Origin of the sequence: Erythrobacter cryptus DSM 12079, from assembly GCF_000422985.1 — a bacterium.
GTDB classification, from domain to species: domain Bacteria; phylum Pseudomonadota; class Alphaproteobacteria; order Sphingomonadales; family Sphingomonadaceae; genus Erythrobacter; species Erythrobacter cryptus.
Genome location: NZ_KE383966.1, coordinates 81,509 through 94,391, shown reverse-complemented (window position 1 = coordinate 94,391; position 12,883 = coordinate 81,509). Strand labels below are relative to the sequence as shown.

The 12,883-nt window shown below is 67.8% G+C and carries 12 protein-coding genes; 6 read left to right on the top strand and 6 right to left on the bottom strand.

Features of this window, described 5'->3' with window-relative positions; all coding sequences use genetic code 11:
* Positions 1-10 precede the first annotated feature (10 nt).
* The gene (locus G524_RS0112615) at positions 11-760 is read left to right on the top strand and encodes a hypothetical protein (protein WP_027444004.1); all 750 of its coding nucleotides are present in this window, start codon (positions 11-13) and stop codon (positions 758-760) included.
* On the opposite strand, the gene G524_RS0112610 is transcribed toward G524_RS0112615, so the two are convergent.
* The 4 genes from G524_RS0112610 to G524_RS0112595 all read right to left on the bottom strand — a co-directional run bounded on the left by G524_RS0112610 (position 734) and on the right by G524_RS0112595 (position 5,637).
* Positions 734-1,411 (bottom strand): Fe2+-dependent dioxygenase, encoded by a 678-nt coding sequence (locus G524_RS0112610; RefSeq protein WP_027444003.1) that lies wholly within the window; start codon positions 1,409-1,411, stop codon positions 734-736. The two genes, G524_RS0112615 and G524_RS0112610, sit on opposite strands and share 27 nt — an antisense overlap.
* Before the next feature lie 71 nt (positions 1,412-1,482).
* Complete coding sequence (locus G524_RS0112605) at positions 1,483-2,487, bottom strand: DUF6607 family protein (protein WP_027444002.1); 1,005 nt, start codon at positions 2,485-2,487, stop codon at positions 1,483-1,485.
* Between the two features lie 24 nt (positions 2,488-2,511).
* Positions 2,512-4,785: a TonB-dependent hemoglobin/transferrin/lactoferrin family receptor gene (locus G524_RS0112600; RefSeq protein WP_051221231.1), complete on the bottom strand. Its 2,274-nt coding sequence runs from the start codon at positions 4,783-4,785 to the stop codon at positions 2,512-2,514.
* A gap of 210 nt (positions 4,786-4,995) precedes the next feature.
* The gene (locus G524_RS0112595; protein ID WP_027444000.1) at positions 4,996-5,637 is read right to left on the bottom strand and encodes a TetR/AcrR family transcriptional regulator; all 642 of its coding nucleotides are present in this window, start codon (positions 5,635-5,637) and stop codon (positions 4,996-4,998) included.
* A gap of 121 nt (positions 5,638-5,758) precedes the next feature.
* Here G524_RS0112595 and G524_RS0112590 point away from each other — a divergent pair, with 121 nt between their 5' ends.
* From G524_RS0112590 to G524_RS0112570, 5 genes are all read left to right on the top strand, one after another.
* Entirely contained in the window at positions 5,759-8,104 is a 2,346-nt protein-coding gene (locus tag G524_RS0112590) for a TonB-dependent receptor (protein ID WP_084625183.1), read from the top strand.
* Positions 8,105-8,201: 97 nt separating this feature from the next.
* On the top strand, positions 8,202-9,488 hold the full coding sequence (gene serS / locus G524_RS0112585) for a serine--tRNA ligase (RefSeq protein WP_027443998.1): 1,287 nt from the start codon (positions 8,202-8,204) through the stop codon (positions 9,486-9,488).
* Positions 9,488-10,321 carry a TIGR00266 family protein gene (locus G524_RS0112580; RefSeq protein WP_027443997.1) on the top strand — a complete coding sequence of 278 codons (834 nt, stop codon included), beginning with the start codon at positions 9,488-9,490 and terminating at the stop codon, positions 10,319-10,321. The genes serS and G524_RS0112580 overlap by 1 nt, the downstream gene beginning before the upstream one ends.
* Before the next feature lie 8 nt (positions 10,322-10,329).
* Positions 10,330-11,094: a 5'/3'-nucleotidase SurE gene (gene surE, locus G524_RS0112575; RefSeq protein WP_027443996.1), complete on the top strand. Its 765-nt coding sequence runs from the start codon at positions 10,330-10,332 to the stop codon at positions 11,092-11,094.
* A gap of 14 nt (positions 11,095-11,108) precedes the next feature.
* Positions 11,109-12,188, top strand: a complete 1,080-nt coding sequence (locus tag G524_RS0112570) for a potassium channel family protein (protein WP_245561369.1) — start codon at positions 11,109-11,111, stop codon at positions 12,186-12,188.
* On the opposite strand, the gene G524_RS0112565 is transcribed toward G524_RS0112570, so the two are convergent.
* Entirely contained in the window at positions 12,185-12,586 is a 402-nt protein-coding gene (locus tag G524_RS0112565; RefSeq protein WP_027443994.1) for a DUF1761 domain-containing protein, read from the bottom strand. The genes G524_RS0112570 and G524_RS0112565 overlap by 4 nt on opposite strands.
* Before the next feature lie 30 nt (positions 12,587-12,616).
* Positions 12,617-12,868: a DUF6356 family protein gene (locus G524_RS0112560; RefSeq protein WP_027443993.1), complete on the bottom strand. Its 252-nt coding sequence runs from the start codon at positions 12,866-12,868 to the stop codon at positions 12,617-12,619.
* Positions 12,869-12,883 lie beyond the last annotated feature (15 nt).

Below are 12,883 nucleotides of genomic sequence, written 5' to 3'. Positions count from 1 at the left end.
GGATTGTGCCATGCTTTGCGCCATGGCGCTGTTCGAGGCCCTTGTCATTGCCCATGTCGCCACCGGCGCGGTAGGGCTGACCGCCTTCTGGGGGCCGATCCTCACCAGAAAGGGCTCCGCCCGCCACCGCCGCTGGGGCCGCGCGGCCTGCTATGGCTTTGTGGGCGCGGGCACGCTGGCGATCGCGATGGCGCTGCTCTCGCTCTACGGGCCGGAACACCGCCACCCCGAGGTGAACGACCGGGCGCTGTTCGATGGACTGTTCGGCTGGATGATGCTCTATCTCGGGCTGCTCACCATCGGCTTTGTCGATTATGGCCTTGCGGTGGTGCGCCACGCCCGCGCCCGCGCCGCGCTGCGTGCGCCGCGCCATCAGGCGCTGATCGCCGCGGTGGCGCTCTCGGGCGCCTGGTGCGGCATCTATGGCTGGCAGGTCGGCCATCCGCTGATGGTGCTGGTGGCGCTGATCGGCCTCATCGCCATGGCGATCGAGCAGCGCTACATCTGGCGCCGCGCCGCCTTCCCCCCCGGCACCTATGTGGCCGAACATTTCCGCGCGCTCATCGGCATGGGGATTTCGGCCTATACCGCCTTTCTTTCGGTGGGGCTGATCCGGCTGGTGCCCGAACATGTCTTCAACCCGGCGATCTGGGCCGGGCCGAGCGTGATCGGGGTCGGCCTCATCATCCATTTCTCGCGCCAGCAGCACCGGCGCTTGGGCCCTGAGGCCCGCTCAGGGGCGCGCCCACATCCGCAATAGGTTGGCAAGGCTCTTGTCGAGGGTCAGCAGCTCGGCCGATTGCAGCGGCAGGCGCTGGCGCAGCGCGGCGCGCAGGTTCTCCAGATCAAACAGCAGCTCGCGCTGCGCCGGATCGGGCACCAGGCTCTCGATCCAGCCCACGCACACGATCCGCGCGCCGCGGGTAACGGGGCGCACCTCGTGGATGCTGGTCGCAGGATAGAGCACCAGCTGCCCGGCCTCGCCCTTGACTTCCTGGGTCATCCCGGCGGCGTGGATCACCAGCTCGCCGCCGTCATAGTCCTCAGGCAGGGTGAGAAACAGGGTGAAGGAGACATCGCTGCGCAGCCGCCCATCGCCCTTGCCCATCAGCGGATTGTCGATATGCGCGCCGTAGCCCCCACCTGCCTCGGTGCGGCTGATGAGGAGCGGGGAGAAGCGCCGCGGCTGGGCGGCGGCCTGCACCACCGGGTGATCGGCAATCAGCCGCAGCAATTCATCCTGCAGCCGCCGCCCGGCCGGGCTGGCCATCGCCGCCTGAAGATTGCGCTTGACCGCTGCGGCCACCTTGCCCGCGCTCTCGCGCCCATCGCGCCATTCGAGGAGCGCGATGCGCTCGGCAAGCGCGGCAAGGTGTGCACGATCGGCGAGGGCGTCGATAACAAGGATCATGGCGCAATGGGCTTAGCGCCGGGCACGCGCGGAGGAAAGCGCGCCCGGCGCCGGGCGGCCACGGGGCGCGATCAGCCGCCCTTGCCCGTGGTCGCCGCCGCGATCAGCGCGAGGGCCTCGGCGCTGGCCGCATTGCTCGAGGTCTTGCCGTCCTTGATCGCATCGGCAAGGCGCAAAAGGTCATCGGCAATGGTGGTGCCGGCGCCCGGCTCCTGGGCGATGCGGATGCCGTCCTCGCTCTCGGCCACCTCGTCCCACTTGCGCCGCACCGCGTCCCAGAAACTGCGGGTCTTCTCCCAATAGGCATCGGCCGCAGCGACATTGTAGCCGTTGAAGCGCGTGTAGGTGTTGAGCACATATTCCTGCACCACCGGCTGCGCCTCGCCGCCATCCCTGGCGCTGATCATCTTGGTGTTGTCCTGCCAGTGGATCCAGCCATCCGGGGTGATCTGGTGGCGGTTGATCCCGACATAGTGATCATAGACGGGATTGCGGATCGCATCGCGCCGGGCGAGCGGGCGCATCGTCCAGTTGGAGCGCCAGCGGCGGATGCCCTGCACCGTTTCCCACTGGCCCCAGCCGGCATAGCGCGGGCTGTCATCCACCTGCCAGACGGTCTGCGACCAGCGCCCGGCGCGCATCTTCTCGGGCACGTCTTCCCATTCCCAGCGATCGGCGCCCTTGTAAACGAGGATGCGCGCGGGCTCGTATTGCCAATCCTGCCGCCAGTGCTTGACGACATGGGGATTGGCTTCATCGCCCACGACGAGCAGGTGCTGGAGCACGATGCGCGTGCCGCTGTCCTCGATCACCCGCACGCTCTCATACCCGCCCGAAATCTTGCGCTCGAGCGGCTGGTAGCCGGCCATCCAGGGGGTGGATTCCTGCATGTCGAAGGTGACCTTGAAATCTCCCGCCATGGCAAGGATCGCCTGGCGATCCTGTTCGAAGGCGGCCCGCGCCGCCTCGGGGGATTGGACGATCGGCCCGTCGGCAAGAGCCGGGGCGGGAAGCGCGGCAAGCGGCAGGGTGAGCGCGGCAAATCCCGCGGCAAGGCAATGGCGCAATCTGGGCATGGTGGTTTTCCTCCTTGGCATGGATCAGAAGCGGTAGCTCGCCGCGAGGCTGAGATTGCGCCCGGGCCGGGTGAAGGCCTCGGCGATCGCGGCATCGGCAAGGCGCAGCCCGCGGACATCGGACCACAGGGCGTAGCGCGCGTTGGTGAGGTTGAAGATCCCGGCGCGCAGCTTGAGCCGCTCGGTAAGCGCCACAAAGGCGGTGAGATCGAGGATGGTCGAGGCCGCGGGGCGGAAGAACAGCGCGCTGCCATCGGCGGCGCGTTCGACCTCGTCGGCGCGCTTGCGGGCATTGTGGGTGAGGATCAGCTCACCACCGAAGCGCCCGCCGGGATCGCGATAGCCCGCCGCGGCCACCAGGGTGAAGGGATCGATGGTGTCGAGCGGGGTGCGGCTGCCATCCGGACCGATCACCGTGCCATCGGCATGGGCAAGGGCCAGCCGCGAGCTCCAGCCCTCGGCCAGGCGCAGCTCGGCGCGCGCTTCGAGCCCGTCGATCCGCACCCGATCGAAGTTGACGAACTGGAACACCGCCGGATCCTGCGGGGTGAAGCTGCCGCCCACCACCTGCTGGCTGATGAAATTGTCATAATCGCCGCGGAAGGCGGCAAGCTGGAGTGAGAGGCCCCCGGTCAGATAGCGCGCCCCGGCTTCCCAGCTCTCGCTGGTCTCGGGCCTCAAATCGGGATTGGGGATCGAGGTATAGCCGCTCGCGAGGTTCTCGAAGAAATTGTTCACCTGGCTTGGGGTGGGCGCAAGGAAGCCCTGGGCATAGTGGCCGAACAGCACCAGCCCGCCCCCGGCCTTGAGCGTCAGGCCAAGCTTTGGCGAAAGCCGGCTGCCGCTCTGCCCCGCCGCGGCAAAGCCGGGCAGCAGCGGATCGGCCTTGGGATTGAGATCATAGAAGTCGAAGCGCAGCGCCGGAAACAGCGTCAGCGCGCCCTCGCCCAGCGCGATCTCGTCGGCAAGGAAGAGGCCGCCCAGGGTGAAATCGGTGACCGGGAAGGCGCGCGCCGGGAAGGTCTCGCCGCGCGGCGGCACGGTGCCATCGCGCAGGCCCTGCTGCCGGGTCCAGCTGATATCGCCGCCAAGCGCGAGGCGGTGGCGCATGGGCCCGAGCGCGAAGCTGCTGCCAAGCTCGCCCGAAAGCCCATAGACCCGGTTGTCGAAGCTGTTGCGCCGTTCGCGGTCGGGCGCGGGTGTGGCGCCAAGCGCGGTGCGCTCCTCGAGCGTGAACTGCCGGTCCCTCGCGTCCTGCCAGTAGGCGGCAAGAAAGGCCCGCTCGATCACCTCCCCGGCCCCGCCCTCGTAGGTCCAGTCGAGCGAGACGCGCTGGCGCCTGGTAGTATCGCGGGCAGTGAGCGCATCGACCGTCCACACCGGCGCCGGGCCGAACAGGAACGCCGGGCCAAGGCCTGAGAGGATGTTCGAGCGGACCGTGGTTTCAAACAGCTCCCCGGTCAGCCGCAGGCGGTGCGCGCCCCGGTTCCACACCAGCTTGGCGAGCAGCGCATCGCTGCTGCCGTCCTGCGGATTGGGGCGGGTGCGCGCCGGGCCGGTGCCGCCGGTGCGGCCGCGGTTGTCAAGCTCGGCAAAGTCGCGCCGCGAATAGGCGACATAGCCCGAGACCTCGCCGCTCTGGCCGGCGAGCGTGGCAAGCTGGGCGAATTCCTCGTCGGCGCTTGCATATTGGCTCGATACAAAGCCGCCAAGGCTAGCGCTGCCAAGAAGATCGCCCGGGTCGGCGGTGGTGACGCTGAGTGCGCCGGCAAGCCCATCCGAGCCATAGAGCGCCGAGGCCGGGCCGCGCAGCAGCTCGACCTGCTTGACCAGGCTGACATCGGCAAAGCCGCCGCGCCCGACCTCTTGCGCGCCGAAGCTGAAGCCCTGCGGCGCGCGGATGCCATCGACCTGGATCAGCACCCGGTTGCCGCCGATCCCGCGGATGGTGATGTCCTCGTTGCGCGCCCGCCCGGTGGTGCCGAGCGCGGCGCCGAAGCGCGCCGGGGCGCGCCGCACCGAAACCCCGGGTTCAAAGCGCAGCACGTCCTTGATGTCGGTGGCAAGCTGGTCGGCGATCTCCTCGCTGGTGATCACCGTGACCGTGGCCGGGGCCTCCTCCTGAAGCACCGGGGTGCGGGTGGCGGTGACGGTGATGCGCCCGCTGTGGAGCTGGCCTTCGGCCTCGGCCTCGAGCGCAGCCTCGCCGCCCGCCTCACCCGGCGCGGCAACAGCCGGCGCGGCGGCGATAAGGGCAAGTGGGGCGGCACAAAGGGCAAATTGGGTGATGCGAGACACGCGGCGATCCTTTTGCGGAAAGAGGGTTGCGGCGCACTTCTGACATTATTGCGAATGAGAGTCAATAGGAGTGCGACTAAGAATCGTTCGCATTTTTACAGCGAGGGCGCAGGCCAACGCGCCCGCAGCCACGGCGGGGGTGGAGAAGTCTTGCGGGATGAGGGGCCTCTCGGGGCGGCGGCGCCCTGCGCGGGCGCCTCGTGCCGGGCTTCAGCGCCGGGCAATGCCTTCGGCGAGCAGGCGGTTGACCGCGGCGGCGATCTCCTCGTGCCCAGCCGAGCCATCGCCCCACACCACATAGCGCAGGCCGACAAAGACGTTCATTCCCATCAGCGCCCAGGCCTCAAGCTCGCCCAGGCCATCGCGCAGCTCGCCCCGCGCCGCCCCAGCGCGCAGCCGCTCGGCAATGCGCGCGGCAATGGTCTCGTAATGCTGGCGGTAGCTGGCCGGATCGACGAATTCCGCCTCGTCGATGATCCGGTAGATCTCCTTGTGCTCGGCAGCAAAGGCCAGGAAGGCCGCAAGCGCGGCGCGCTCGATCTCGAGCGCGTCCATGCCCTCGCGCAGCGCCGCGCGGGCGCTGGTGCGCACCTTCTCGCTCATGTCAGCCACCAGCGCGCGGAACAGCGCATCCTTGCTGTCGAAATAGGTGTAGAAACTGCCCAGGGCCACGCCCGCCCGGCGGGTGATCGAGCTGACCGAGGCCTCGTGAAAGCCCTTTTCGCCAAACTCCTCGGCGGCCGCATCGAGCAGCTTGCGCAAGGTGCGCCGCCCGCGCTCGGTCCGCGGGGCCTTGGCCTCGGACTGGCCCGCCACAACCGGCCCGGCCGCGCGCGCATGACTGTTGCCCATCGGCTACTCCCTTGCCCCTTTCGCTACGCCGAGCGGGGCGCCGGCACAAGTCCAAACTTGAAAGGTGGTTCACCTTTCAATATCAAGGGCGCCACAAGAGGGCCAGGAGAGGACTTTTTCGATGAAGACGATGCTTTGCACCCGCGCGCTGCTGCTTGCCGGCGCTGCCGGGCTTGCCACGCTTGCCGCACCCGCCGCCGCGCAGGACAGCGCCGCTGAAGCCGCCGACGAGGCCGCGGCGAGCGACCTTGCCGAGGACGGGGTGATCTATGTCACCGCCCGCCGCCGCGAGGAGCGCCTGCTCGACGTGCCGCTCTCGGTCACGGCGATTTCGGGCGAGGAGCTCGCCCAGCAGGGCGTGCTCGAGCTGACCCAGATCGCCCAGCAGGTGCCCAACACCACGCTCGAGGTGAGCCGCGGCACCAACACCACGCTCACCGCCTTCATCCGCGGCGTCGGCCAGCAGGATCCGGTCGCCGGGTTCGAGGCGGGCGTGGGCCTTTATATCGACGATGTCTATCTCAACCGCCCGCAGGCCGCGGTGCTCGATATCTATGATGTCGAGCGGATCGAGGTGCTGCGCGGGCCGCAGGGCACGCTCTACGGGCGCAACACCATCGGCGGGGCGATCAAATATGTCACCGCGCGCCTGCCCGATGATCTCAGCCTCAAGGTGCGCGCCACCTATGGCTCCTATGATCAGGCCGACATCATCGTCAGCGCCTCGACCCCAATCGGCAGCAACCTCAAGATCGGCGCCAGCGGCGCGCGCCTGTCGCGCGGGGGCTTTGGCGACAACCTCACACTCGGCACCGAGAACTACAACAAGGACGTGTGGGCCGCGCGCGGCACCATCGAGTTCGACAACGGCCCGGTGTTCGTTCGCCTTTCGGGCGATTACATCAAGGACAATTCCGAGGCGCGCCAGGGGCACCGGCTGATCCCGGGCCTGCTTTCCGGCGCGCCGGTGCTCGATGACGTGTTCGACACCCGCGCCGGGCTCAACATCGTCGATCAGGAGGTCGAGGCCTGGGGCGGCGCGCTCAATGTCGCGATCGAACTGTCCGACACGCTCACCCTCAAGTCGATCACCGGCTACCGCGAGGACAAGTCCACCACACCGATCGATTTCGATTCGCTGCCCGCGGTCGATGTCGATGTGCCGGCGGTCTATGAGAACGAGCAGTTCAGCCAGGAAGTGCAGCTCGTCTATGAGGGTGATCGGCTCTCGGGCGTGCTCGGCTTCTACTATCTCGATGCCAAGGCCTTCACCGCCTTCGATGTCGGGCTTTTCACCACCGGCGCGCTGCTGGGCCTGCCCGGCCTCACCGCGCAGACGCTGGGCGATGTGGACACCGAGACCTGGTCGATCTTCGGCGATTTCACCTATGATCTCACCGACACCATCAGCGTCTCGCTGGGCGGGCGTTACACCAACGACAAGCGCACCAGCCGGGTGCTGCGCACCAGCTTCTTCGGCGGCTTTTCCAACCTCTTCGGCGGCACCGGCACGGCCTTTGCCGTCACCAGCAATTTCAACGGCAGCCGCACCTTCGAGGATTTCAACCCGCGCGCCTCGATCAGCTGGCAGCCCGATGCCAACCACAATGTCTATTTCACCTATTCGCAAGGGTTCAAGGGCGGCGGGTTTGACCCGCGCGGCCAGACCACGGCCTGCCGCAACGCCACCGGCGGCGCCTGCAACGCTGAGGAAGTGTTCGACTTCATGAGTTTCGAGCCGGAGACGGTGGACAGCTACGAATTGGGCTGGAAGGCCTCGCTGCTCGACAACCGCCTCAACATCCGCCTCGCCGGGTTCCTCGGGCAATACAAGAACGTGCAGATCCCCGGCTCGGTCGGCTTCGACAGCAATGGTGACGGGGTGAACGACACTTTCATCGGCATCACCTCGAACGCCGCCGATGCCGATATCAACGGCATCGAGTTCGAGGGCAATGCCCTGGTTGGCAAGGATTTTGCCGGGGAAGGCAGCCGCTTCAGCGTCAACTGGTCGCTGGGGGTGATCGATGCCAAGTTCAACACCTTCATCGATGCCTTCGGCCGGGACGTGGCCGACCAGAGGGTGTTCCAGAACACTCCCGACATCACCGCGCACATGGGCTTCAACCTCGGCCTGCCGGTGGCAAGCGGGATGCTGAACCTCATCGGCCTTGCCTCGCTGCGCTCGGACGCCAGCCAGTTCGAGGTGCCCAACCGCTTCCTCGATCAGGATGGCTTCGTGCTCGTCGATGCGAGCCTCGTCTATACCACCGATGATGGCCGCTACTCGCTGGGCCTGCATGGCAAGAACCTGTTCGACAAGGAATATATCGTCGCCGGCTACAATTTCGTCGCCGGCGGCGTCGGGGGCGCGCCCTTCATCCCCACGCTCGGGCGCGAAGGCACGCTGACCGCCTTCTACGGCGATCCGCGACGCATCTATGTGACCGCGCAGGTCAATTTCTGATCTGCCGGTGAAAGGCGAAGCGCGACCGCTGCGCCAAGACCGCGCTTCGCCCCTTCCCCCTTTCCTTGCCTCGGCCAAGCGGGCATAGGCCCTGCCCATGCACGATATCCGCTTGATCCGAGAGAACCCCGAGGCCTTCGATGCCGGGCTGGCCCGCCGGGGACTTGGCCCCGAGGCTGCCCGGCTGATCGCGCTCGACGAGGCCCGCCGCGAGGCGGTGACGACGGCGCAGCAGGCCCAGAGCCGCCGCAACGAGGCGAGCAAGGCGATCGGCGCGGCCATGGCGGCGGGCGACACAGTGCGGGCCGAGGCGCTCAAGGCCGAGGTCGCCGCGCTCAAGGACGAATTGCCCGCGCTCGAGGCGCGCGCCGCGGAGCTCGCGGGGCAATTGCAGGCCGCGCTCGAAATCATCCCCAATCTGCCCGCCGCCGATGTGCCCGAGGGGCCGGACGAGAGCGGCAATGTGGTGGTGCACGAATGGGGCGAGAAGCGCGTCTTTGCCTTCACCCCGCGCGAACACGCCGACATTGCCCCCGCGCTCGGCATGGATTTTGAAACCGGGGCGCGGCTTTCGGGCGCGCGCTTCACCTTCCTGCGCGCCCCCCTTGCCCGGCTCCACCGCGCGCTTGGCCAATTCATGCTCGACGTGCAGACCGGCGAACACGGCTATGCCGAATGCAACCCGCCGGTGCTGGTGAGCGATGAGGCCATGTATGGCACCGACAAGCTGCCCAAGTTTGCAGGCGACAGCTTCTGCACCACCAACGGGCGCTGGCTGATCCCCACCAGCGAGGTGCCGCTCACCGCCAGCGTCATGGGCGAGTTGCTCGACGAGGCCGCGCTTCCCATCCGCCTCACCGCGCTCACCTTGTGCTTCCGCTCGGAGGCGGGCGCGGCCGGGCGCGACACCCGCGGCTTCATCCGCCAGCACCAGTTTGAAAAGTGCGAGCTGGTCTCGATCACCCGGCCCGAGGACAGCGAGGCCGAGCACGAGCGCATGACCCGCGCCGCCGAGACCATTCTCGAGCGGCTGGGCCTGCCCTATCGCCGGGTGCTGCTGTGCACCGGCGACATGGGCTTTGGCGCGCGCAAGACCTATGACCTCGAAGTCTGGCTTCCCGGCCAGGGGGCCTATCGCGAGATCAGCTCGTGCTCGAACACCGGCGATTTCCAGGCCCGGCGGATGAACACCCGCTGCCGCGCCGCGGGCGAGAAGGCCACCCGTTTCGTCCACACCTTGAATGGCTCGGGCCTTGCCGTCGGGCGCACGCTGGTGGCGGTGATCGAGAACTTCCAGAACGCCGATGGCAGCGTCACAATTCCGAGCGCCCTCGTGCCCTACATGGGCGGCCTTGATCGCATCGAGCCACAAGGAGACAAGTGATGAGCACCAATCCCTGGCACCACGCCCGCCAAGCCGGCGTTGCCGATGACATTGATTTCGACATCCGCGGGCAGGACCTGCAGATGGTCGAGATCGAGCTTGATCCCGGTGAAAGCGCGGTGGCCGAGGCCCGGGCAATGGTGTGGAAGGATGCCAGCGTGGTGATGACCACGGTGTTCGGCGATGGCAGCGACAGCGGCGCCGAGGGCGGCTTCATGGGCAAGCTCCTGGGTGCGGGCAAGCGGCTGATCACCGGCGAATCGCTGTTCACCACGGTCTTTACCCACCAGGGGCAGGGCAAGGCGCGGGTGGCCTTTGCCGCACCCACCCCGGGCACCATCCTGCCGATCAAGCTCAGCGAAGTGGGCGGCACGCTGATCTGCCAGAAGGACAGCTTCCTCGCCGCGGCGCGCGGGGTGCAGCTTGGCATCGCCTTCCAGCGCAAGGTGATGACCGGGCTGTTCGGCGGCGAAGGCTTCATCATGCAGCGGCTTTCCGGCGATGGCTGGGTGTTCGTGCAGATGGGCGGCACCCTGATCGAGCGCGAGCTTGGCCCGGGCGAGGAACTGCACGTCGATACCGGCTGCATCGCCGCCTTCACCGCCGGGGTGGACATGGACCTGCAAACCGTGGGCGGGGTCAAATCGATGCTCTTTGCCGGGGAAGGCGTGTTCTTTGCCCGGCTGCGCGGCCCGGGCAAGGTGTGGATCCAGTCGCTGCCCTTCAGCCGTCTGGCAGCACGGATGCTGGCCGCGGCGGGCAACGCCGGCGGCAACCGCGGCGAGGGCAGCGTGCTCGGCGGGCTTGGCGATATCATCATGGGCAATGAATGAGCGGGCCGATGCGCATCCTCCTCACCAATGACGATGGCGTCCACGCCCCCGGCCTCAAGGTGCTGGAGGAGATCGCGCGGCAATTTTCCGATGATATCTGGATTTGCGCCCCGTCCGAGGAGCAATCGGGCGCGGGCCATTCGCTCACCCTCACCCGCCCGGTGCGGCTGCACAAGCTCGGCGAGCGGCGCTTTGCCGTCACCGGCACGCCCACCGATGCGGTGATGATGGCGCTGCGCACGGTGATGCCCGCCCCGCCCGACATCATCCTTTCGGGCGTCAACCGCGGCGCCAATCTCGGCGATGACATCACCTATTCGGGCACGGTCTCGGCGGCGATCGAGGGGGCGCTCGCCGGCATCCGCGCGATCGCGCTGAGCCAGGTCTATGCGCGCGAGGGCATGGGCGATGACGTGCCCTTCGGCGCCGCGCGGGCCTGGGGCGCGCGGGTGCTCCAGCCCCTGATCGATGCGCCGCTGGCCGAACGCACGCTCATCAACATCAACTTTCCCGCCCTCGCGCCAGAGGAGGTCAAGGGCATCCGGGTGGTGCGCCAGGGCTTTCACGACTACTCGCGCGGCACCGTGGTCGAAGGGCGCGATCCGCGCGGCTATCGCTATTTCTGGTTCGGGCTCGATCCGATCGAGCACACCCTCGATCATGGCACCGATCTCGAAGCGATCGAGGAGGGCTATGTCGCGGTCACCCCGCTCCAGCTCGATCTCACCCACTATTCGACCATCGGCATCCTGGCCGAGCGTTTCGGCGGCTGAGCGGCGGGGCAAGCATGGCCGGGCCGCATGCAAGCCGCAATCCCTTCCGCCGCAAGGCGATGCTCGCCGATCGGTTCCGCCCCCTGCGGCGGCAGGTGAAGATCCCGGTTTGGGGCGATCTTGGCATCCGCCTCGGGCTCGCGCTCGGGCTCGTCGGCCTGGTCATCGCCATCCACTGGTGGGACCGGGCCGGGCTCAACGACAATCTCGATGGCCAGGTCAGCTTTCTCGACGTGGTCTATTTCACCATGATCAGCATCACCACCACCGGCTTTGGCGACATCGCCCCGGTTAGCGATCGGGCACGGCTGATCGAAGCGGTGATCGTCACTCCCGTGCGGGTGGCGGTGCTGTTCATCTTTGTCGGCGCGGCCTACGATTTCGTCATCAAGCGCAGTTGGGAGAAGTGGCGCATGGCCCGCATCCAGGAACAGCTCACCGGCCATGTGGTGGTGCTGGGGTATGGCACCTCGAACAGCGAGAGCGTGGGCGAGCTGATCGCCCGCGGGGTCGATCCGCGCACCATCGTGGTGATCGATCCATCCGAGGAGCGGCTGGCCGAGGCCGAAAAGCTCGGCGTCAACGTGATGGCGGCCGATGCCACCCGCGACGAGACGCTGAAGGCGGTGCGGATCGACCAGGCGGCAAGCGTGCTGGTCAGCGCCGGGCGCGATGACACCTCGATCCTGATCGTGCTCACCGTGCGCCACCTTGCCCCCAAGGTGCCGATCAGCGTGGTGGTGCGCGCCGATGACAACGAGCTGCTCGCCCGCCAGGCCGGGGCCGATATCGTCATCAATCCGGTGCGCTTCACCGGCCTGCTGCTCGCGGGAAGCGTCAGGGGCGCGCATATTGCCGATTACCTCGCTGACCTTGCCAGCGTCGGCGGGCGGGTGCAGCTGGTGGAAAGGGTGGTGGGGCCAGAGGAATGCGGCCGCTCGCTCGACAGCCTGACGAGCGGCGGACGGGGGGTGCGGGTCTATCGCAATGGCCGGGCGATCGGCTTCTGGGAAGCCGAGTGCCAGAGCCTCCAGCCGGGCGATGTGGTGGTCGAGATCGTCCCCACCGTGCCGAGCGAAAGCGCGCGCGACTAGCCGCGAAAGGCGACGAACACCGCCCCCATCGCCGCCATGCCGGCAAGCACATGCCCGGCATCGATCAGGAATAGCGCCAGGGGCTTGCGCTGGTAGAGGTAGTTGATCCCCATCGCCGGGATCATCACGCCCCCGGCAAAGCCGAGCGCCATCATCATCACCACGTGGGGGGCAGGATCGGTGCGGGCGATGAGGTGCCACAGCACCATCGCCACCAGCATTTCAAAGGCGAGCGTCAGGCCGAAGATCAGCGCCATGTTGCCGCGCCTCAGATCGGCCTCTGCAAGCCCCGCGGCGCGCTGCCACGCCTTGCCGAAGATTACCCCATACCACAGCGCGCCCACGAGAAAGAACGCCGCGGTGCCGGCGAGCACGGGGATGAGGGCAAAGTCGCTCATGGCGCGCTGCTTCCCGCCGCTGCCCGGTCGCTAGATGACATAGGCAAAGGACTCCATCTCGCCCGCCGGGGCGGGCCGCGGCTTGCGGCCGCGCATCTCGTCCGCGAGCCTCCCGACGGTGCGGCTGGCGGTATCGGCAAACAGGCCGGGGATGAGCGCATGGATGATGCAGGCAAGCCCCGCCGCCACCATCCGCCAGCCAAAGCCGAGCGCGGTGCGGGCATGCGCGCCATAGGTCTCGCCCACGGCGCGGGGGTGGTCAAACAGCAGGCGGTCGATCATGGCGCCATGCGATGC

Bases quoted from the DNA above. Each gene is read 5' to 3' on its own strand.
- G524_RS0112615 (WP_027444004.1), top strand. From the start codon at position 11: ATGCTTTGCGCCATGGCGCTGTTCGAGGCCCTTGTCATTGCCCATGTC.
- G524_RS0112610 (WP_027444003.1), bottom strand. From the start codon at position 1,411: ATGATCCTTGTTATCGACGCCCTCGCCGATCGTGCACACCTTGCCGCG.
- G524_RS0112605 (WP_027444002.1), bottom strand. From the start codon at position 2,487: ATGCCCAGATTGCGCCATTGCCTTGCCGCGGGATTTGCCGCGCTCACC.
- G524_RS0112595 (WP_027444000.1), bottom strand. From the start codon at position 5,637: ATGGGCAACAGTCATGCGCGCGCGGCCGGGCCGGTTGTGGCGGGCCAG.
- G524_RS0112590 (WP_084625183.1), top strand. From the start codon at position 5,759: ATGAAGACGATGCTTTGCACCCGCGCGCTGCTGCTTGCCGGCGCTGCC.
- serS (WP_027443998.1), top strand. From the start codon at position 8,202: ATGCACGATATCCGCTTGATCCGAGAGAACCCCGAGGCCTTCGATGCC.
- G524_RS0112580 (WP_027443997.1), top strand. From the start codon at position 9,488: ATGAGCACCAATCCCTGGCACCACGCCCGCCAAGCCGGCGTTGCCGAT.
- surE (WP_027443996.1), top strand. From the start codon at position 10,330: ATGCGCATCCTCCTCACCAATGACGATGGCGTCCACGCCCCCGGCCTC.
- G524_RS0112570 (WP_245561369.1), top strand. From the start codon at position 11,109: ATGGCCGGGCCGCATGCAAGCCGCAATCCCTTCCGCCGCAAGGCGATG.
- G524_RS0112565 (WP_027443994.1), bottom strand. From the start codon at position 12,586: ATGAGCGACTTTGCCCTCATCCCCGTGCTCGCCGGCACCGCGGCGTTC.
- G524_RS0112560 (WP_027443993.1), bottom strand. From the start codon at position 12,868: ATGATCGACCGCCTGCTGTTTGACCACCCCCGCGCCGTGGGCGAGACC.